This is a genomic window from Paraciimarium castrense LEGE 11436 (assembly GCF_056633055.1).
In genome coordinates this window covers 53,648-71,339 of the sequence record NZ_JBSJOW010000006.1, presented here as the reverse complement: position 1 = coordinate 71,339, position 17,692 = coordinate 53,648, and the positions used below count along the sequence as shown (strand labels likewise).

21 protein-coding genes are annotated in these 17,692 nt (G+C 70.2%); 8 read left to right on the top strand and 13 right to left on the bottom strand.

Annotation, left to right across the window (positions count from 1 at the left end):
* Positions 1-2: 2 nt before the first annotated feature.
* Both ACWJIO_RS10190 and ACWJIO_RS10185 read right to left on the bottom strand, forming a co-directional pair.
* Complete coding sequence (locus tag ACWJIO_RS10190; RefSeq protein ID WP_480313249.1) at positions 3-512, bottom strand: hypothetical protein; 510 nt, start codon at positions 510-512, stop codon at positions 3-5.
* The gene (locus ACWJIO_RS10185; RefSeq protein WP_480313248.1) at positions 509-922 is read right to left on the bottom strand and encodes an NIL domain-containing protein; all 414 of its coding nucleotides are present in this window, start codon (positions 920-922) and stop codon (positions 509-511) included. The genes ACWJIO_RS10190 and ACWJIO_RS10185 overlap by 4 nt, the downstream gene beginning before the upstream one ends.
* Before the next feature lie 69 nt (positions 923-991).
* Between ACWJIO_RS10185 and ACWJIO_RS10180 the strand changes: the two genes are divergently transcribed.
* Positions 992-1,564 (top strand): thioredoxin domain-containing protein, encoded by a 573-nt coding sequence (locus tag ACWJIO_RS10180; protein ID WP_480313247.1) that lies wholly within the window; start codon positions 992-994, stop codon positions 1,562-1,564.
* A gap of 77 nt (positions 1,565-1,641) precedes the next feature.
* Positions 1,642-2,367, top strand: coding sequence for an FAD-dependent thymidylate synthase (gene thyX, locus ACWJIO_RS10175; RefSeq protein ID WP_480313379.1), 726 nt, complete (start codon positions 1,642-1,644; stop codon positions 2,365-2,367).
* Between the two features lie 19 nt (positions 2,368-2,386).
* Here thyX and dcd read toward each other — a convergent pair whose 3' ends face one another.
* Positions 2,387-2,980 carry a dCTP deaminase gene (dcd, locus tag ACWJIO_RS10170; protein ID WP_480313246.1) on the bottom strand — a complete coding sequence of 198 codons (594 nt, stop codon included), beginning with the start codon at positions 2,978-2,980 and terminating at the stop codon, positions 2,387-2,389.
* 11 nt (positions 2,981-2,991) lie between these two features.
* Positions 2,992-3,639, bottom strand: a complete 648-nt coding sequence (locus tag ACWJIO_RS10165) for a cob(I)yrinic acid a,c-diamide adenosyltransferase (RefSeq protein ID WP_480313245.1) — start codon at positions 3,637-3,639, stop codon at positions 2,992-2,994.
* A gap of 234 nt (positions 3,640-3,873) precedes the next feature.
* Between ACWJIO_RS10165 and ntcA the strand changes: the two genes are divergently transcribed.
* Genes ntcA through ACWJIO_RS10150 form a run of 3 tightly spaced genes read left to right on the top strand, consistent with a single transcriptional unit; the run spans position 3,874 to position 6,382 of the window.
* Entirely contained in the window at positions 3,874-4,614 is a 741-nt protein-coding gene (gene ntcA / locus ACWJIO_RS10160) for a global nitrogen regulator NtcA (protein WP_480313244.1), read from the top strand.
* 56 nt (positions 4,615-4,670) lie between these two features.
* On the top strand, positions 4,671-5,939 hold the full coding sequence (locus tag ACWJIO_RS10155) for a DUF3084 domain-containing protein (RefSeq protein ID WP_480313243.1): 1,269 nt from the start codon (positions 4,671-4,673) through the stop codon (positions 5,937-5,939).
* Positions 5,936-6,382, top strand: coding sequence for a RuvC family protein (locus ACWJIO_RS10150; RefSeq protein ID WP_480313242.1), 447 nt, complete (start codon positions 5,936-5,938; stop codon positions 6,380-6,382). The genes ACWJIO_RS10155 and ACWJIO_RS10150 overlap by 4 nt, the downstream gene beginning before the upstream one ends.
* Here the strand turns inward: ACWJIO_RS10150 and ACWJIO_RS10145 are convergent.
* The 4 genes from ACWJIO_RS10145 to psbH all read right to left on the bottom strand — a co-directional run bounded on the left by ACWJIO_RS10145 (position 6,379) and on the right by psbH (position 7,931).
* On the bottom strand, positions 6,379-6,636 hold the full coding sequence (locus tag ACWJIO_RS10145) for a DUF3146 family protein (RefSeq protein WP_480313241.1): 258 nt from the start codon (positions 6,634-6,636) through the stop codon (positions 6,379-6,381). The genes ACWJIO_RS10150 and ACWJIO_RS10145 overlap by 4 nt on opposite strands.
* A 4-nt stretch (positions 6,637-6,640) precedes the next feature.
* Positions 6,641-7,288 carry an aminoacyl-tRNA hydrolase gene (pth, locus tag ACWJIO_RS10140; RefSeq protein ID WP_480313240.1) on the bottom strand — a complete coding sequence of 216 codons (648 nt, stop codon included), beginning with the start codon at positions 7,286-7,288 and terminating at the stop codon, positions 6,641-6,643.
* 91 nt (positions 7,289-7,379) lie between these two features.
* Positions 7,380-7,706, bottom strand: coding sequence for a TatA/E family twin arginine-targeting protein translocase (locus ACWJIO_RS10135; protein ID WP_480313239.1), 327 nt, complete (start codon positions 7,704-7,706; stop codon positions 7,380-7,382).
* 24 nt (positions 7,707-7,730) lie between these two features.
* Positions 7,731-7,931, bottom strand: coding sequence for a photosystem II reaction center phosphoprotein PsbH (gene psbH / locus ACWJIO_RS10130; RefSeq protein ID WP_480313238.1), 201 nt, complete (start codon positions 7,929-7,931; stop codon positions 7,731-7,733).
* Positions 7,932-8,068: 137 nt separating this feature from the next.
* Here psbH and psbN point away from each other — a divergent pair, with 137 nt between their 5' ends.
* The gene (gene psbN / locus ACWJIO_RS10125; protein WP_480313237.1) at positions 8,069-8,218 is read left to right on the top strand and encodes a photosystem II reaction center protein PsbN; all 150 of its coding nucleotides are present in this window, start codon (positions 8,069-8,071) and stop codon (positions 8,216-8,218) included.
* 104 nt (positions 8,219-8,322) lie between these two features.
* Here psbN and ACWJIO_RS10120 read toward each other — a convergent pair whose 3' ends face one another.
* The gene (locus ACWJIO_RS10120; protein WP_480313236.1) at positions 8,323-11,247 is read right to left on the bottom strand and encodes an alpha-mannosidase; all 2,925 of its coding nucleotides are present in this window, start codon (positions 11,245-11,247) and stop codon (positions 8,323-8,325) included.
* A gap of 159 nt (positions 11,248-11,406) precedes the next feature.
* Between ACWJIO_RS10120 and ACWJIO_RS10115 the strand changes: the two genes are divergently transcribed.
* The gene (locus ACWJIO_RS10115; RefSeq protein ID WP_186697384.1) at positions 11,407-11,526 is read left to right on the top strand and encodes a photosystem II reaction center protein I; all 120 of its coding nucleotides are present in this window, start codon (positions 11,407-11,409) and stop codon (positions 11,524-11,526) included.
* 332 nt (positions 11,527-11,858) lie between these two features.
* Positions 11,859-14,357: a DUF3769 domain-containing protein gene (locus tag ACWJIO_RS10110; protein ID WP_480313235.1), complete on the top strand. Its 2,499-nt coding sequence runs from the start codon at positions 11,859-11,861 to the stop codon at positions 14,355-14,357.
* On the opposite strand, the gene ACWJIO_RS10105 is transcribed toward ACWJIO_RS10110, so the two are convergent.
* The 4 genes from ACWJIO_RS10105 to ACWJIO_RS10090 form a co-directional block, all read right to left on the bottom strand.
* Positions 14,305-14,964, bottom strand: a complete 660-nt coding sequence (locus ACWJIO_RS10105) for a 3-isopropylmalate dehydratase small subunit (protein WP_480313234.1) — start codon at positions 14,962-14,964, stop codon at positions 14,305-14,307. The genes ACWJIO_RS10110 and ACWJIO_RS10105 overlap by 53 nt on opposite strands.
* A gap of 28 nt (positions 14,965-14,992) precedes the next feature.
* Positions 14,993-16,429, bottom strand: coding sequence for a 3-isopropylmalate dehydratase large subunit (gene leuC, locus ACWJIO_RS10100; RefSeq protein ID WP_480313233.1), 1,437 nt, complete (start codon positions 16,427-16,429; stop codon positions 14,993-14,995).
* An 88-nt stretch (positions 16,430-16,517) separates the two neighbouring features.
* Positions 16,518-16,820, bottom strand: a complete 303-nt coding sequence (locus tag ACWJIO_RS10095) for a hypothetical protein (RefSeq protein WP_480313232.1) — start codon at positions 16,818-16,820, stop codon at positions 16,518-16,520.
* Positions 16,821-16,888: 68 nt separating this feature from the next.
* Positions 16,889-17,557 carry a YrbL family protein gene (locus ACWJIO_RS10090; RefSeq protein ID WP_480313231.1) on the bottom strand — a complete coding sequence of 223 codons (669 nt, stop codon included), beginning with the start codon at positions 17,555-17,557 and terminating at the stop codon, positions 16,889-16,891.
* Positions 17,558-17,692 lie beyond the last annotated feature (135 nt).

Here is a 17,692-nt window from a genome sequence, read left to right as displayed (position 1 = left end):
TCCTAACCGGCCAGCCAGCGCCCCAGCGTCGCCCCGAGCAACACCAGCGCCCCCAGGGCCAGGGCCAGGTTCTGGGGCGGCGGCACGACCCGCACCCGGGCCAGGTCGAGCCGGGCCAGCAGTACGGCAGAGGCCAGGATCAACATGTTGGCCAGGGCGTTGAGGTGCAGCAGGTAGAGGCCTCCGGTGACCGCCAGCAACAAGGTGACCACCAGGGTGATGACCCGGCTCGCGGCCATCAGGCTGGAGAGCTGGCGCATCAGCACGTCCGGCATCGTGCACACCACCACCACCACCAGGGCGTGGAGGCAGTCGATCGACCAGAACAGGCTGGCCAGGGCATCGGCATCGAGGGCGCCGATCGGCGGCAGCGTGCCGCCGGCCAGGGGCCGACTCCAATGCAGGCCCTCATAGACCGAGATCGCCCCCAGCACCAGCAGCATCGGCGCCCGGAAGGGCAGCGCCACCAGGCGCAGGGCCGACAACAGCGCCGCAGACAGCGAGGCGATCACAGCGGGTCCAGCACCAGGGCGATGGCGTCCAGCGGGCAGCTGGGGATGCACTGCTCACAGACCAGGCAGCGGGGGGCATCGAAGTGCAGGCTCCAGGCCGGAGCGCTGAACCCGAGGGCACCGCTGGGGCAGACGCTGGAGCAGATGCCGCAGTCGACACAGCGGTCGCGATCCACGGCGATCTGCCCGGGGGCCCGGTTGAGGCCGAGGCCCTGATCCTCCAGCCAGGCTTCGGCCGCCTCGAGTTCGTCGATGTCACCGGAGAGTTCCACCACCATGGTGCCGCTCTGGTTGGGAGCGATCTGGGCGCGGAGGATCTTGGCCGCCACATCGAAATCCACCGCCAGGCGGTAGGTGATCGGCTGGTGCACAGCCTCGCGGGGGAAGTGGAGGGTGAGTCGCCGCTTCACGGAACCGGTGGCGGGGCAGGGCTGGCAGAGTGCACCGCAAGCGGTGCTATCTCCCCAACCCTATCCACGATGAGCAGCTCTTCACCGGCCCAGGGCCTCGGCCAGCGCGAGCGCCTGGTGCTCGTGCTGATCGGCGTGGTGCTGGCAGCGGCGGTGTTCTGGCTGCGAGGCGGACTGAAACCCCAGGCGCCGCTGGACGCCCTGGCCCGGCGCTCCCCCGAGCTGTCCGTGGCCCTGGCCAACGGCCGCCCCACCTTGGTGGAGTTCTACGCCGACTGGTGTGAGGCCTGCCGCGCCATGGCCCCGGCCATGGACGGCCTGGAGCGGCACTACCGCGGTGAGCTCGATCTGGTGCTCCTCAATGTGGACAACCCCCGCTGGCAGCCGGAGCTGGAGCGCTACGCGGTGAATGGCATCCCCCAGCTGGAGCTCTTCGACGGGGGCGGCGACCCGGTGGGCCGCTCGATCGGCGCCCGCAGCGCCGAGGAACTCGAGGCCCTGGCCCTGGCCCTCACCCAGGGCCGGCAGCTGCCGGCCCTGGCCGGAGTGGGGGCGGTCAGCCCCCTGGCCGCAGGCGAAGGCCTGCCGGCCGGCACGGCTGCGACGCCTGGCACGATGGCAGGCCCGCGCAGCCACGGCTGAGGTCTGCCATGCCAGCCCCCTCCACCCCACCGTCCGGCCCCGAGCCCACAGCGGCCCCGTCAGCCGAGGCGGAGGTGATGGACCCGCGCTTTCGCGTCGCGCTGCTGGCCGCCACCCCCAGCCCCCAGCTGTGCGTGTATGCCGCCATGCACCAGGACTACAGCGAGGGCTTCGTGGCGGCCGAGCGCTCCACCTGGCCCGATGAGCAGCAGGCGGGCGAGATCTGCGTGAAGCGGCTGCTGGCCGGCGAGCGGGGTCACTACGGGCCGCTCGAGCATGCCCAGATCGTGCTCAACGTGGGCTGGTTTCCCCACTCGGTGATGCAGCAGGCCCGCACCCACCGCGTGGGGGTGAGTTTTGATGTGCAGTCGATGCGCTACACGGGAGATCGCATCACCAAGGCCGCCAGCGGCGAGCTGGACCTGGAGGAGGTGTTCTACCTGCGTCCGCTCGGCAGCTACAGCGACCGTCAGGGCAAAAAGTATGCCTACACCGCTGAGCAGCGGGCCATCGACCTCGACCTCTGCCGCCGGGCTGCCGAGCGCTACGCCGACCTGCTGGCGGCCGGCTTTGCCGAGGAGCATGCCCGCGGCATCCTGCCCTTCGACTACCGCCAGCATTTCGTGGTGAGTTTCACGCTGCGGGCCCTGCTGCACTTTCTCGATCTGCGGGCCAAACGCGACGCCCAGCAGGAGATCCGCGCCCTCTGCGATCTGATCTGGCCCCAGCTGCAACTGTGGGCCCCTCAGATCGCCGACTGGTATCAGCGCAGCAGGCTGCACAAGGCTCGGCTGGCCCCCTGAGTCAGGCCCCGACAGGGGTTCACACCCTGGCGAGGGTCACCCGTTCAGGCTGATGTTGATACTTTCCGGCCCGGTCGCCATAGGTGGTGTCACAGGGATCGCCCTCAAAGAAGAGCAGCTGACAGATGCCCTCATCGGCATAGATGCGGCAGTCCGCCCCTGAGGAGTTGCTGAACTCCAGGGTGAGGTGGCCCTCCCAGCTGGCCTCGGCCGGCGTGGTGTTGACGATGATGCCCAGGCGGGCGTACGTGCTCTTGCCCAGGCAGATCACGGTGATGTTGGGCGGAACCGTGAGCCGCTCCAGGGCCACCCCGAGGCCATAGGAATGGGCGGGCAGGATGAAGTAACGCCCATCCTCATCCTCGTGCAGGGGTGCGGGCTCCAGATTGGCAGGGTTGAAGCGCTTGGGATTCATCACCGTTCCCGGCACATGCCGGAAGATGAGGAACTCCTGGGGCGAGAGGCGCAGGTCGTAGCCGTAGGAGGAGCAGCCGAAGCTGAGCACTGGACCGCTGGGCTGCTCGGGGTCGAGGTGGCGCACCAGCGTGGCCTGGAAGGGCTCCAGCATGCCGCTGGCCGCCTGCTGCTTGATCCACCGGTCGTTCTTGAGCATCGGAGGCCGGCCTAGTGGCCGCGGCGGAGCTGGGTGACCTGGTCGGCCAGGGCCATCAGCTCGGGTGCCATGGAGGGTCCGGTCAGAATGACATCCAGATGGGGCGGACGCTGCTCCAGCGTGGCGAGCACCTCCTGCAGAGGCAGGTAGCCCAGCTCCACGGCGAGGCCGAGCTCATCGAGCACCATCAGATCCACGGCGCCCTGGAGCAGTTGCTGGCGGCTGTATTGCCACACCTCCAGCACCGCGGCGCGGATGTCTACGCCATGGTCTGCAGCCGGCTCAGCCAGGCAGGTGACCACTGCCGGCCGCAGCCACTGGAGGCGCCCGCACAGCCACGGGCTCGCGGCCAGACCCTGTTCCACCCCACCCTTGAGCAACTGGCTCACCAGCACCCTGCTGCCGAGACCGGCGCTGCGCAGGGCCAGGCTGAGCACCGCCGCCACGCTGCCCCGGAACGGAGCGGTGTGCACCTGGAGCATGCCCTCCGGCTGGGCCAGCAGGCGCAGCGGACGCACCGTCGCCGGCAGGCCCGCCCCAGCGACTGCCAAGGGGGCGACGGGCCGGTGGGCCGGCAGCCCAGTGGCCTCAGCAGGCGCCGGGCCCACCACCTCAAGCCGGACTCCGGAACCGGGGCTGCTCGAGAGACTGGCGGTCATGGACCCTGCAGCGACGCAGGACTGAATGTAGCGGTCACGTGGCGTAGCGCTGGGCACAACCACCACCTGTAGTGGGTGCAGGCGCCCAGCAGCGGCCGACTCCAGGCCCACGGCCCTCTGGTCGGAACCACACGCCCGCCGGTGCGCTGGGATGTACCGGCCCCAAAGCGTGCCCATTGCTACATGAGGCCCCCCTGTGCATCTATAGGGTCCGCCGATCTGCCTGACCCAGCCATGGTTGGCGCCACACGTGGGTTCAGCCGTACGGCCAACACGCCCAGCAGCGGCACACCAGGGGTGGTGGGCGGCATCGGTGCCGCTGGCCAGGCCAACCAGACCCTGCTGGAGGTGATCCGCGCCCTGGGGGGGAGCAGCGTCGAGTCGATCGAGCGCAGCAAGACCATCTTTTTCCCGGGGGATCCGGCCGAGCGGGTCTACCTGCTCCGGCGTGGAGCCGTGCGGCTCTCGCGTGTCTATGAGTCTGGGGAAGAAATCACTGTGGCCCTGTTGCGGGAGAACAGTCTCTTCGGGGTGCTGTCGCTGCTCACGGGCCAGCGTTCCGATCGCTTCTATCACGCCATCGCCTTCACCCGCGTGGAGCTCCTCAGCGCACCGGCCACCTCCGTGCGCAAGGCGATCGAACAGGACGCCAGCGTGGGGCTGCTGCTGCTGCAGGGCCTCTCCTCGCGGATTCTGCAGACCGAAACCATGATCGAGACCCTCACCCACCGCGACATGAGCTCGCGGTTGGTGAGTTTTCTGCTGGTGCTCTGCCGCGACTTCGGCGTGCCCGGCACTGAGGGCATCACCATCGACCTGCGCCTCTCCCACCAGGCGATCGCCGAGGCCATCGGCTCCACCCGCGTGACGATCACCCGCCTGCTGGGAGACCTTCGCAACGAGGGACTGGTGCAGATCGACCGCAAAAAGATCACCGTGTTCGATCCGATCGCCCTGGCCAAGCGCTTCAGCTGAGCTCAGCCGGAAGCACGGCGGCCAGGGCGGGATACTGGCTCCATACGAGGACACCTGTGTCGGGCTGGCTCCTGATCCTGGCGCTGCTGGTTCTGGGCGGAGTGCTCTCCACCCTGGGCGACCGACTGGGCAGCCGGGTCGGCAAGGCCAGGCTGAGCCTGTTCAACCTGCGGCCGCGGCGTACCGCCGTGCTGATCACGGTGCTCACGGGCAGCCTGATCAGCGCCATGTCCCTCGGGCTGATGCTGCTGGTGAGTGAGCGCCTGCGCACGGGCCTGTTCGAGCTCGACCAACTGGAGGAGCGGCTCAGCGGCACCCGCAACCAGCTCGAGGCCAGCCGCCAGCGGCTCAGCACCAGCCAGGCGGAGGTGGCCCGGGCCCAGGCGGGTCAGCGCAAGGTGCAGCAGGAGCTGGCCCAGGCCGAACGCCGCAGTGCTGCACTGCGCAAGGAGCTGGCCCCCCTGCAGGCCCAGCGCGCCAGGCTGGAGCGCGACAAGCTGGCGCTCGAGAAGCAGAACGTGAGCCTGGAGGGTCAGCGGGCTCGCCTCAGCGAGGTGGTACGGGGCCGGGACGCTGAAATCCAGCGCACCGAGGCTGAACTGGCCGCAGTGCGGCAGCGGATCGCGGCAGGGGCCCAGGAGTTGCGGGAGCTCGAGAACAACCTGATCGCCCTGCGGCGCGGCGACGTGGTGATCACCACCGGCCAGCCCCTGGCCAGTGCCAAGGTGAAGCTGGACAACCCCGGCCAGGCCCGCGAAGTGATCAATGCCCTGCTGCAGCAGGCCAACCTCAACGCCTTCAGGCGCGTGCTGCCCGGGGAGGCGGTGGACCGGCAGATCCTGCTGGTGCCCAGCAACGACATCAGCCGCCTCGAGGGCCTGCTGGAGCGGCCCGGCACCTGGGTGGTGAGCATTCTCTCTGCTGCCAACGTGCTGCGCGGCGAGCGGCAGGTGCTGGCCTTCCCCGACCTGCGCCCCAACCGGCGGGTGGTGGCAGCCGGTGAAGTGATGGCCCGCACCACGATCGAGGCCGGCCTGCGCAGCCCCGACCAGCTGGCCCGACGGCTCAACCTGCTGCTGGCGGCTGCCTATGCCCAGGCCCAGCGCCAGGGAACGATGGAGGATGGGCTGCAGTTCGATGCCGCCGGCTTCAACCAGCTCACCCGCCGCCTGGCGGAGCGCCCAGCCGCCTCGGTGGTGCAGCTCGAGGCGGTGGCCCTGCGCGACGCCGACACCCCGGATCCGATCTCTGTGGAGCTGAGGATTTCTGGCGCCACCGAAGGAGTCTCCGGTGCAGCCAGTCCCGCGAGACCAGGCCGCCCGTGAGTGGGACACGCCTGCTGGCGGGTCTCGATCCCGGCCGCAACAAGTGCGGGGTGGTGCTGGCCGATCGCGGGGCCTGGGTGCTGCTGCAGGCCGCGATCCTGCCGCCGGAACAGGCCCTGCAACTGCTGCTGCACTGGCACCAGCAGCGAGGGCTCACCGAGGTGGTGTTCGGCAACGGCACCGGCAGCCGTGCCTGGGCCGCCCAGCTGCTGGGCAGCGGCCTCAAGCCCCAGCCGGTGGATGAGCGGGGTACCACCCTGGAGGCCCGTGCCCGCTTCTGGGAGCTGGAGGGAGCCCGCAGTTGGCGCCGCCTGCTGCCGCGCGGCCTGCGGCTTCCCCCCCGGGATGTCGATGACGTGGTGGCCCAGCTGCTGCTGGAGCGCTGGCTCGGGCACCCGCTCAGCCGGGATGGCACCGCATTGCTGCGGCACTGGCCCGCCTAGAAGCGGGCGCGCACCGTGAAGGCGTAGTCACCGCCGGGCTCAAGCTGGTAGTCAGCCTTGAGCAGGAAGCGCAGCAGGGCGTCCTGGATCAGCGCCCGGCCCAGGGAGGGCTCCACCTGCAGTTCGCCGCGGTCAAAGGCCCAGCTGAAGGTCCAGTGGAAGCCAGCGGCGCTCACCTCCCCCTCCAGCCGTCGATGGCTGAAGCTCTGGTGCAACACCCGCAACTGGGCCGTGGTGAGGGGCAGAGAGGCCATCCGCTCAGGCTGAGGGGTGCTGGGGCTGAAAACTGTTCAATCGATTACCGGCCCGTTCCAACCCCTGCCGCTGGATCAGGCCGATGCCCGCCTCCACCTCGGTGAGAACGTCCTCAAGGCAAGGCTGCTCGGCCGCGGAGAAGCGTCCCAGCACGTGGCCCACGGTGCGGGCGCGTCGCTCGGCAGGATTGTCGGCCGGGGCACCGATGCCGATGCGCAGTCGGGGAAAGTCCTGGCTGCCGAGGTGGCTGATTGTGCTGCGCAGGCCGTTGTGGCCGCCGGCACTGCCGCTGACGCGCAGGCGCAGCCGACCCAGGGGCAGGTCCATGTCATCCACGAGCACGAGCAGTTGGGCGGGCTCAATTGAAAACCAGCCGAGGGCAGCGCGAATGGAACGGCCGCTCTCGTTCATGAACGTCTGGGGCATCAACAGTCGTAGGCGCCCTTCCCCCTGACCCAGATCAGCCACAAGGCCATGGAGTTTGCCCTGCTGGCGAAAAGTCACGCCAGCGGCAGCGGCCAGCCGCTCCAGGGCCATGAAGCCCACGTTGTGGCGAGTGCCCGCATAGCGGGAGCCGGGGTTCCCCAGCCCCACCACCAGCTGCAGGGAGGGACTGCTGGTGGGCCGCTCTGCCGCCAAGGATCGCGTCATGGCAAGGCTGGCGACCATAGCCGCACAGCGGTAGGCAGACTCGCCGCCGGTGTGACCCGACCCCTTGGGCTGGATCCGGCGGGAGGGTTGCTCAGGCCTCGGGAGGGGCCGGGGCAGCAGCGGAGCTGTCCTCAATGGAGGCAGCAGTGTCTGGCACTGGATCAGCGTCCGCCGGTGGGGCTGAGAGCTGGGCTGGAGGGACTGGAGCCGCAGCGCTCTCGTCATCGGAGGCAACCGCATCAAAGGTGTTGATGGCGGTGCGGAACTCCTGCTCGAATCCGGAGGAAGCCGACTGGAACCCCTTGAGCGTGCGGCCCAGGGTGCGGCCGAGCTCAGGCAATCGCTTTGGACCAAACACCAGCAGGCCGATCGCAGCGATCACGGCCATCTCGGGCAGTCCGATTCCGAAGATGTTCATCGCAGGGCGCTGCAGGGGTGAGGCTCAGCCTGCACCGTTCCAGTTCACGTTGATGCCTTCGAGCAGCAAAGACTGGTTGTACAGCTGCAGGATCACCAGCAGAAACACCAGAAAGAGGGCCATGAAGACGCCCATCACGGCCGTGGTGCCCCAACCGGGCACGACCTTGCCGTATTCGGAGTTCAGGGGACGCAGCAGATCTCCGAGCGGTGTGCGTTGAGCCATGGCTGCTTGGGCCTCTCGCCTGAGGTGTCGGGATCGTTACTGTAGGACTCCTCAAGGCCTTGCGCGCCAGGCTTTCGAGAGATGTGACGGATCGTTGGGGCCCTGCCCACTTTTCGCCCGCCCCCCTGCCTTCCCCCATGGATCCCAGCACCAGCGGCTCCCCTGCTCTCTCCGTCGCCCTCGCGGTGCTCGCCGTGCTGCTCTGCCTCACCGGCTTCGGCATCTACATGGCCTTTGGGCCGCCCTCCCGCCAGCTCACCGATCCTTTCGACGACCACGAGGACTGAGGCCTGGGCGAGGCTGACGGCGTCCGGAAGGCCAGATTCAGGGGCTTCGTCGGGATTTGTCAGGCACAGCCGGTTCGGCCGCATGCAGAGCGATGGACCCGGTCTCAGCCGTTGCGGTCCAGGCGCCAGAACCCCAGCTGCCAGGGCTGAAGCTCGCGCTCCCACACTCCTGCAACGGTCTCCTCGAGTCCATTGACCCTCTCCCGCACGCTCCAGCCGTGGCCGAGTTCGAGCCGGCGGCGACAGGCCGACTGGTTGGCCACGGCGATCACCGCCTGGGCCGCCTCCCCGTCGCCCGACTGACGACTGGGCCAGAGCCCCACCAGGGCCAGCCCCTCGGCCAGGGGGGGCAAACCCTCCAGGGGGGCCGCCCCCCCCTGCCCCGCTGCCCCGGCGCGCCCCAGCCACAGCGGCTCGCGGAAGCACTGGGCATGGTCTGGGATGGCCGCATGAGCCCAGGTGGGAGCCGCAGCCATCAGGGCCAGCCGCTGGCGGCGGCGGCCGTTGTCGGCGCCGGGGTCGGGCCAGGTGGGAGCCCGCAGCAGCGACACCCCGAGCCGCCCGGCATCACAGGACACCCCCTGGGGCCCGTCCAGCAGCACCGCCAGGCCACCATCCCGGCCCGCGGAGGCCAGCCAGCTGATCGTGGCCACTTCCCAGCGGGCCTGCTCGCGGGCGGTCACGGCCACAGCCGGACGCTCCAGCACCCCACCGGAGGTGTCGGCCGCCCAGCGCTGGGCGGGCTCCGCCAGGGGCAGCTCCAGCCGCAGCAGCTCATGGCGCTGGTGCCAGTCGAAGCTCAACGTCAGCTCGAGCCAGGGGGTGGCGGCGAGCAGCCGTCCCTCCAGCCGCACCCGACTGCGGCCGAGACGCCCCCGCCACACAAAGCTGGCGCACAGCGGCCCCCGCTCACGCCACACCGGTGCCCCCTGCCAGATCCAGGGGAGGGGGTGGTCAGCGTGGTCGGGGGCCAGGTCCCAGGCATCCCAGAACTGGCCGCGGTCGGCGTAGCGGCACCAGCCCAGGGGCTCGGCCAGCAGGCTGCGGCCGGCCTGGTCCCAGAGCTGCTCCACGCCCTGCGGGCCGAGCTCCACGGCGATCAGGCCGTTGCCGGCCCGCTGGCCGGCGGTCCAGACCGGCTGCTCCACCACTGATGACTGCGACTCCGGCGGCTGGGCGGCAGCCACGGCCCCATGGCGCTCCAGGGGCTGGGCCACCACCCCGGCCAGGGCGGGGAGCTGCACCCAGTGCCCCCCGGCGGCAGCGCCCTGCTGGGGCAACAGGGCGCCGGCAGCACTCCAGCAGCCGGCCGGCAGGCGCCGCACCCGGCGCCGCGCCGCCAGCGGCTGCAGCTGCACGGCCCACCACCGCTCAGGGCCGCCCTGGTCAGTGTCCGGAGGCCCGGCAGGGGTGAGGCCCAGCCACTGCTGGAGGTGGCGATCGCGGCTGGCCCGGGCCTGGCGGCGGGCGGCTCTCCAGACGGGCTCAGCCTGCTCGAACACCTCCGGGATCGCCGTGCCCGGCAGGATGTCGTGGAACTGCTGAAACAGCAGGGGCTGCCAGTCGGGCTGCTGGCGCCCCCCCGCCAGCACGGCGGCCAGCCCGGCTTCCCGCAGCAGCCGCTCCAGGGTGCGGTTGTGGCGTTTCTGGTCGGGCCGGGTGGTGGCGCAGCCCCGGTGCAGCTCGAGATAGAGCTCATCGCGCCACACCGGCAGCTGGGGGCGCAGGGGCTCAAGGCCCGCCAGGAAGGACCGCAGGCTGCCGTGGGTCTGGGGAGCCGCCTCGGGCTGGTGCCGCCACAGCTCCAGCTGCTCCAGCATCTCGGCGGTGGGACCGCCGCCGTGGTCGCCGACCCCCGGCAGCCAGAGGGCCTGGGGCAACCCGGTGGCCCCCTGCCACTCCAGCCGGTGCCGCTCCATGGCGAGGGGATCCCCATCGGTGCCGATCGGCGCGCTCATCAGCGCCAGCAGCTCGCTGCCGCAGCGGCTGCGCCAGCGAAACAGCCGGTGCGGGAAGGGGTTGGTGGCGTTCCAGAACAGTTTGTGGGTGCAGAACCAGCGCACATCGGTGGCCGCGGCCACGGCCGGCAGACCCGCCCCGAAGCCGAAACTGTCGGGCAGCCAGGCCAGCTGATGGCTCAGGCCCGGGAAGCGGCGGCGGCTGTCGTGCTGGCCCTCCTGGAACTGGCGCAGCAGCGAGGCGGTGCTGATCAGCACGCAGTCGGTTTCCACCCAGGGGCCGTTGATCGGCTCAAAGCGGCCGGCGCGCACGGCCGCCTGGAGGCGCCGCAGCAGGGCAGGGCGCTGGCGCTCCAGCCAGGCGTAGAGCGCCGGGGTGGAGTGGGCGAAGTGCAGGTCGGGGAAGCGATCGATCAGATCCAGGGCGGAGCTGAAGGTGCGTTCGGCCGCCCGCCAGGTGTCGGCCACCGGCCACAGCCAGGCCAGATCGAGATGGGCGTGGCCCAGCACGTGCAGCCCCGCCCCAGGGGGCAGCGCCTCGGGCTGGCCGGCCTGCTGACGCAGGGCCAGCAGGGCCTGGCGGGTCGGCTGCAGCACCCCGAGGGGATCCTCCAGATCCAGGGGTTCGAGTTCGATGCTGCTGTGGATCAGGGCACCGTCGTCGTGCAGGGGGCTGCGCAGCCGCAGCTCCAGCCGCAGCGCCTCCCCCCGCCACCAGCGCTGGGGCAGGGGCCAGCGGCAGGAAGTATCAAAGAGGTCGCCGCAGTGCATCCGGGCGCCATCGACCCAGAGCTCGGCCTGATCGGCCCACCAGCGCAGGGCCAGCCGGGCCCGCAGGCCGGCAGTCTCCGCCTGGGCCGCCTGCCACGTCCCGGGGCAGGACAGCTGCAGGGTGAGGCAGGTCCAGTGACCTCCCCGGGGCCAGATCACCAGACCTCGGGCCTGCCAGTCCGGCCGGTGCCTCGCTCCCCAGGGATGCTCCAGGGCGGGGCCGACGCCACCGCCTGGCCGCGGACCGTGCCAGAGGGCCTGCAGGTTGAGCGGAGCGGGAATGGGACTGATTCGTTTCAAAGTGAGGCTTGTGAGGCTTCAGGCCTGCGGTCCTGGCCCTGAGCATCGTTGGATGGCAGGCCAGGTCCCATAGGATGGTGCCGCTGCCAGAGGGTCGACCCAGTCCTCAGAGGTGGCCGTCACTCCCTGTTACCTGCCCGCTCCGCACAAGACCGAACCATGCTCGCTCTCAAGATCTCGGTTTATTCGGTCGTCTTCTTTTTCATCGGCGTTTTCGTCTTCGGCTTCCTGGCCAGCGACCCCAGCCGCACCCCAAGCCGCAAAGACCTCGAAGAGTGACCTCCAGCCTCAGCGCTGCGCTCAGCGGATGGAGCCAGGGCTGGGCGAACCCTCTGGGCTACGGATCTGAGCCGGAACATGGAGGCCGCGGATCGAGGTCTCTGAAGGTTGTGTCTGGGGAGCGACGGGTTGCGTCGGGCCTCCAACCCCCAGAGGGTTGAGCAGCGCATGGGGCCTGCTCGGCAAACGGACGGCCCGTCAGCGGGCGATCAGTTGAATGCCCGTCCCCCGACAGGCCCTGCTCCGCTCATGAGCCAGCACTGTGGGTCCTGCCGATGCCCCGTCCCCCCGGCCCTGATGCCCGTCGTCTGCCAGCCATCATCCTGATGAGCATGAGGCCCCACCCAGGGCGTCTGCGCCAGCGGCGCGGGACCTGGCTGGCGGCCCTGGCGGTGCTGAGTGCTCTGGCCCCTGCCGTGGGGGCCGCCGCCCCAACCCCGATCGACTCACCGCGTGACCCGAGCGAAGCGGAGAAGGCCGCCGACGTTCTGCCCCCAGCCAGCGCGGAGGCCCCGGCCGACGCCGGCCAGCAAGCCGCTGAGCGACGCCTGCTGGTGGTCCGCTCGGATCGGCAGAGCTACGACCGCGCTTCGGGCACCCTGACGGTGAGCGGCAACGTGGAGGCCCGCTTTGACGGCTGGCGGCTGCTGGCCGACCGCATCGAGCTGCGCGACGGACGGCGCAGTGTGCTCGCCACCGGCCAGTTGCGGCTGATCCGTGGCGACCAGATGCTGCAGGCCGGCAGCCTCCGCTACAACGACTGGGAGGGCTCCGGCACCATCACCGACGTCTACGGGGTGGTGGATCAGGAGACCCTCGCCCGCGACTTCGGGGCCTTGCGGCCGATGGGCGTGGGGCTTCAGGGGCTCCCCGAACCAGAGCAGGCCGAAGCCAGCGACGCCGCCCCAGCGCCAGCCCCCAGCGAGCCCGCCGTAGCCCTTGACGACAGCTTTGCCTGTCCGGAGCTGACCGCCGATCCGCAGGCGCGTCCGCTGCTGGAGCTGCTGCCCCCGGGGCGCCGCTCGCAGCCCACCATGCCCGCACCGGTGGGCTGCCCCGGAGGGGATGGGAGCCCTCGCAACAGCTCCCTTGGGCAGATCCTCAACGACGTGGCCATGGAGCCCCGCGCCCCCGGCGAGAGCGTGGGCACGGGCGACCAGGAGGCGGGCGAGAAGGAGGCCGGCAAGCAGGCCGAACAGCGGAACGGCAGCAGCGGCCCAGCAGAGCCCAGCACTCCGATCGACCAGCGGGTGAGCGGCGTGCGCTACCGCCAGAGCCAGGACACCACGATCAAGCTCGACCTGGCCCCCCTGATCGAGCAGCAGAGTGACGCCCCCGGGGGATTCGGCAGCTACCGGCCCCGGCCCCCGAAGGAAGGCCCGCTGACGCGCCTGCGCTTCCAGGCCACCAGCATCCGCATCCAGCGCAAGGGCTGGTTCGCCGATGCGGTGGCCTTCACCAACGACCCCTTCACCCCCGCCAAGGCCTGGATCTATGCGCGGGGGGTGGAGGCCCGGATCCGCCCTGACGGGGTGACCAGCATCAGCAGTCGCGACAGCCGCATCCTGCTGGGGGATCGCTTCTCGGTGCGAGGCCTGCGCGATGCCCAGATCGGCCAGCAGCAGAGCGCCTTCAGCCTGGATTCCGACCGTCGGGACCGGGACGGCGTCTACCTCGGCTACAACCTGCCGCCGCTGCGGCTGGGTCGGGAAGGGGTGCTGCGGCTGCAGCCCCAGCTGATGATCCAGCGCGCCATCGAAGATCGCACCGAGAGCTATGTGCGCCCCGGCACCTCCCTGGCCGGGCCTGACGTGGTGCAGCAAGCCCGCTTCGGTGACCTCTTCGGCCTGGCCGCCCTGCTGGATGTGCCCGTGGGGCGCTTCCGCCTGCTCGGGGATGCCAGCCTCTCCACCTTCAATCCCGATAACTTCCGCGCCGGCACCCGCAGCAACGCCCAGCTGAGCACCCCTCTGGCCCTGCCGGGCCACAGCAGCTCCCAGGGGGCGCTGTTCGGCAGTTACCGGGAGCGCATCTACAACGGCAGCCTGGGACTGCAGACCCTGGTGTACTCCTACGGGGCCGAGCTCCAGGGCGAGGCTCAGCTGACCGGCAGCCGAGCCGATGACGAGCCCCCTCAGGGCACCCCCTATTTCACCCCGCTGCGCCTCAACTGGCGGGCCCTCAGCGGCAATTACCAGGCGGCCCTGTTCGACACTGACAACCTCGACACCCAGTGGCGCAGCGTGTTGCGGGGGGGCGTGAACGGCTCCCTGCGGTTGTGGGAAAACCGCGATGGCGCCAACCCCGACACCATGGCCCAGTTGCGCTACGCGCCGATCCCGGTGATTCCCGGCCTCGGCCTGGATTTCGGCATCAACGGCAGCACGGCCTTCTACCAGGACGGGGCCCAGCAGAACACCCTCACCCTGGCGGCGGGCCCGTCGTTCACCATCGGGCGTTTCGAACGGCCTGTGCTCGACTACACCCGCTTCTCCGCCTCCCTGGCAGGCACCCTGCTCGATGGCGGCAGTCCCTTCGGCTTCGATCGGGCCGTGGACCTGCGCACAGTGAGCTTCAACGCCGCCCAGCAGATCTACGGCCCCCTGGTGCTGGAGGCCGGCGCCACGATCAACATCGACAGCCGCTCCCGCTTCAACGGCGATGTGAGCTACTCCTACGTGGAGCTGAAGCTGCAGCAGCGGGCTTACGAGGTGGGCATCTTCTACAGCCCTTATGACGGCATCGGCGGCATTCGCATCCGCCTCAACGACTTCGACTTCAACGGCAGTGGGACCCCGTTCGTGCCTCGCCCCCAGCACCGCGGCGGCTGAAGCCGTTGGCATAGGGCAGGGCCGCCAGGGTGCGGCTGAGCGCCTCGTGGTGGGAGAGCAGCTGGCCGGTGGCATCCCACTGGCCGGTGCTGAGCATCTGGCGGGGGCCGGCGTCCAGCTCCAGGGACCAGCTCTGGCCTGGAGCCCGCAGCGTGGCCTCCGCCACATCCAGGCTGAAGAGGGTGGCGGGGGCGGCGACGGCAGCCTCCTGGATGGCCAGCATCAGCCCATGGGGTGCGGTGAGGCAGGGAAGGCCCAGGGCGAGGCAGTTGCCATGGAAGATCTCGGCGAAGCTCTCGCCCACCAGGGCGCGGATGCCCCAGCGCATCAGGGCCTGGGGGGCATGCTCGCGGCTGGAGCCACAGCCGAAGTTGCGGTTCACCAGCAGCAGCCTGGCGCCGCGGTGCTCGGGCCGGTCCAGGGGATGGGCCCCCCGCAGTTCGGCCCGGTCGTCGGCGAAGACCTGCTCACCGAGACCCTCGAAGGTGACGCACTTGAGAAAGCGGGCCGGGATGATCCGGTCGGTGTCGATGTCATCGCCGCGCAGCACCACGGCGGTGCCGGCCACCTGGCTGATCGGACCGCTGGGGAAGGGGGCAGTGGTCATGGCGCTGGTCACGGTGATGAGGGGGGATTCAGGCGGCGGGCACGGGGGTGGCCGGCGCGGCGGCCAGCAGCTGCCGCACGTCGCACACCCGGCCGGTGACGGCGGCGGCGGCCACCATGGCCGGGCTCATCAGCAGGGTGCGGCCCGAGGCCGAGCCCTGGCGGCCCTTGAAGTTGCGGTTGCTGGAGCTGGCGCTGATCTGACGGCCTTCGAGCCGGTCGGGGTTCATCGCCAGGCACATCGAACAGCCCGGCTCGCGCCATTCGAAGCCGGCGGCCGTGAACAGCGCGTCAAGACCCTCAGCTTCGGCGGCGGCCGCCACCTGCTCGGAGCCCGGCACCACGAAGGCCTTGAGGCCGGGGGCGACCCGGCGGCCGCGGGCCACGGCGGCCGCCGCCTGCAGATCGCTGAGCCGGCCGTTGGTGCAGCTGCCGATGAAGCACACATCCACCGGGGTGCCGGCGATCGGGGCACCGGGCAGCAGATCCATGTAGCGGTAGGCCTCCTCGGCGAGGGGCCGCTCATCGGCGGGGGTCTGCTCCAGGGTGGGAATCGCCTCGTCCACACCGATGCCCTGGCCCGGCGTGATGCCCCAGGTCACGGTGGGGGCGATGGCGGCGGCATCGAAGCGCACCTCGTCATCAAACACCGCCTCCGGACCGCTGGCCAGGCTGCTCCACCAGGCCACAGCCCGCTCCCAGGCCTCTCCCTCGGGCGCATAGGGACGGCCCTTGAGGTAGGCAAAGGTGGTGGTGTCGGGATTGACGTAGCCGCAGCGTGCGCCGCCCTCGATCGCCATGTTGCAGAGGGTCATGCGCTCCTCCATTGAGAGGGCGGCAATGGCCGGACCGGCGAATTCATAGGCATGGCCCACACCGCCCTTCACACCCAGGCTGCGGATGATGTGCAGCACCAGATCCTTGGCGTAGACGCCCGGCTGCAGACAGCCGTCCACCCAGATGCGGCGCACCTTGAGCTTGCCCATCGCCAGGCTCTGGCTGGCCAGCACATCGCGCACCTGGCTGGTGCCGATGCCGAAGGCAATGGCACCGAAGGCGCCGTGGGTGGAGGTGTGGGAGTCGCCGCAGGCGACGGTCATGCCCGGCTGGGTGAGGCCCAGCTCGGGGGCGATCACGTGCACGATGCCCTGGCGGCCGCTGCCCAGGCCATGCAGGGTGATGCCGTGCTGGGCGCAGTTGCGCTCCAGGGTGGCGAGCATCGCCTCAGCGAGGGGATCGGCAAAGGGCCGCGCCTGGGACGTGGTGGGCACGATGTGATCCACTGTGGCCACGGTGCGCTCAGGGTGACGCACGCCCAGGCCCAAGTCCTGGAGGGCGGCGAAAGCCTGGGGGCTGGTCACCTCGTGGATCAGGTGCAGACCGATGAAGAGCTGGGTGGCCCCCCCGGGCAGTTCGGCCACCCGATGCAGGTCCCAGACCTTGTCGTACAGCGTGGCGGCGCTCACCGGATCCCTCTTGAGGCGCAATCGAACACGGTAGTCAATGGCTTTCCCCTGCCAGGGGCTCGGGCCCGGCCTTGCGCGGGTTCCCTGTTCAGCGGATGCCGGTGCACACCTGGCTCATGGCCACCACCTGGCCGGCGGTGAGGGCATCGATCTGGGCCTCCGTGAAGCCATCCCGGGCCAGGGGAGCGTTGAGCTGACGCACCAGCCCCGGCTCCCAGAGCGAGTGCCCCTGGGCATTGGCGTCGCGCCAGATGTCACAGAAGCGCAGCAGCTGCGGGCGTCCTTCGCCGAGGTAGAAGTCGCGGTAGCGCTGCCAGTCCGTGGCCGCCGCCAGGGCCTGGCCCTGCGCCGCAGTCAGCAGCGCGGCAGCCACCAGCAGCGAAACCCGCATCGGTCCACCAAACGCTCCACGATGCCATCTAGGGGCCACGGCCGCCAAACAGTTCGCCATGACGGCTTTCAGGGGGCGACCCTCTGGGCAGCGAGCGCCGCATCCCGGAGCGCATCTGGAGCCACCCTGCTGAGCGGCAGCCGGCCCAGAAGTTGTGCCAGGAACCGATTCTGGGGGTAGCGCAGCAACAGGCTCTGCTCGAAGCGCTCCCATTTGCGGGCCACTTTCTGGCGGGCGAACCAGCGGCTGTGGTTGGCGATCGGGATGAAGTCGGTATTGCCGATGCTGTCCACGATGTAGAGCCGGAACGCCTGGGGGCCCAGGCGCTGGCACACCACATTCTTGGGGCGCAGGGCCAGGGTCACGATGCCGTCGCTCAGCATGGTGCGCCTCAGGGCCAGAAGCCCATCGCGCAGGCCACGGCAGTGAAGACCTGAGGCCTCATTGGACTCGAGGTAATGCTGCAGCGTGTGCGCCACCACGCCCGGCGTGTCCTGGATGAGTTCGAAACAGGACCCCTCTCCCAGGTTGGTGGGCACCGTGCCGTTCCAGCGCGGCACCGCATCCCAGCTGATGCCGCGCCGCTGCAGGTGGCGGTAGAAGCGCTGCTCCCGACGGCTGTCGTGGGGGTCGCCGCCGATGTCCACCTTGACGCAGAGGCTCGGATCCTCTGGATGGCGGTGGCATTCGCGGTGCAGACCCCTGCCCACATAGGTGGAGGCGTCGAGATGGAGCATGCGGCAGTCGCAGGGAGAACAGGCCTTAACCGGTTCTTAGCTTGCTGATGGTATCGGTGATCACCTGAACTTGTAATCCCGCTCGACGAAGCCTTCATCCAGGCGCTGGCAGCCGGATCGCCCCCTGCAGGCAGG

What these genes read in the sequence shown, in the direction of transcription:
- ACWJIO_RS10110 (WP_480313235.1), top strand. Translation starts at nt 11,859, where the DNA reads ATGAGGCCCCACCCAGGGCGTCTGCGCCAGCGGCGCGGGACCTGGCTG.
- ACWJIO_RS10095 (WP_480313232.1), bottom strand. Translation starts at nt 16,820, where the DNA reads ATGCGGGTTTCGCTGCTGGTGGCTGCCGCGCTGCTGACTGCGGCGCAG.
- ACWJIO_RS10135 (WP_480313239.1), bottom strand. Translation starts at nt 7,706, where the DNA reads ATGAACATCTTCGGAATCGGACTGCCCGAGATGGCCGTGATCGCTGCG.
- pth (WP_480313240.1), bottom strand. Translation starts at nt 7,288, where the DNA reads ATGACGCGATCCTTGGCGGCAGAGCGGCCCACCAGCAGTCCCTCCCTG.
- psbH (WP_480313238.1), bottom strand. Translation starts at nt 7,931, where the DNA reads ATGGCTCAACGCACACCGCTCGGAGATCTGCTGCGTCCCCTGAACTCC.
- thyX (WP_480313379.1), top strand. Translation starts at nt 1,642, where the DNA reads ATGGACCCGCGCTTTCGCGTCGCGCTGCTGGCCGCCACCCCCAGCCCC.
- ACWJIO_RS10105 (WP_480313234.1), bottom strand. Translation starts at nt 14,964, where the DNA reads ATGACCACTGCCCCCTTCCCCAGCGGTCCGATCAGCCAGGTGGCCGGC.
- ACWJIO_RS10115 (WP_186697384.1), top strand. Translation starts at nt 11,407, where the DNA reads ATGCTCGCTCTCAAGATCTCGGTTTATTCGGTCGTCTTCTTTTTCATC.
- dcd (WP_480313246.1), bottom strand. Translation starts at nt 2,980, where the DNA reads ATGCTCAAGAACGACCGGTGGATCAAGCAGCAGGCGGCCAGCGGCATG.
- ntcA (WP_480313244.1), top strand. Translation starts at nt 3,874, where the DNA reads ATGGTTGGCGCCACACGTGGGTTCAGCCGTACGGCCAACACGCCCAGC.
- ACWJIO_RS10090 (WP_480313231.1), bottom strand. Translation starts at nt 17,557, where the DNA reads ATGCTCCATCTCGACGCCTCCACCTATGTGGGCAGGGGTCTGCACCGC.
- ACWJIO_RS10165 (WP_480313245.1), bottom strand. Translation starts at nt 3,639, where the DNA reads ATGACCGCCAGTCTCTCGAGCAGCCCCGGTTCCGGAGTCCGGCTTGAG.
- ACWJIO_RS10180 (WP_480313247.1), top strand. Translation starts at nt 992, where the DNA reads ATGAGCAGCTCTTCACCGGCCCAGGGCCTCGGCCAGCGCGAGCGCCTG.
- psbN (WP_480313237.1), top strand. Translation starts at nt 8,069, where the DNA reads ATGGATCCCAGCACCAGCGGCTCCCCTGCTCTCTCCGTCGCCCTCGCG.
- ACWJIO_RS10145 (WP_480313241.1), bottom strand. Translation starts at nt 6,636, where the DNA reads ATGGCCTCTCTGCCCCTCACCACGGCCCAGTTGCGGGTGTTGCACCAG.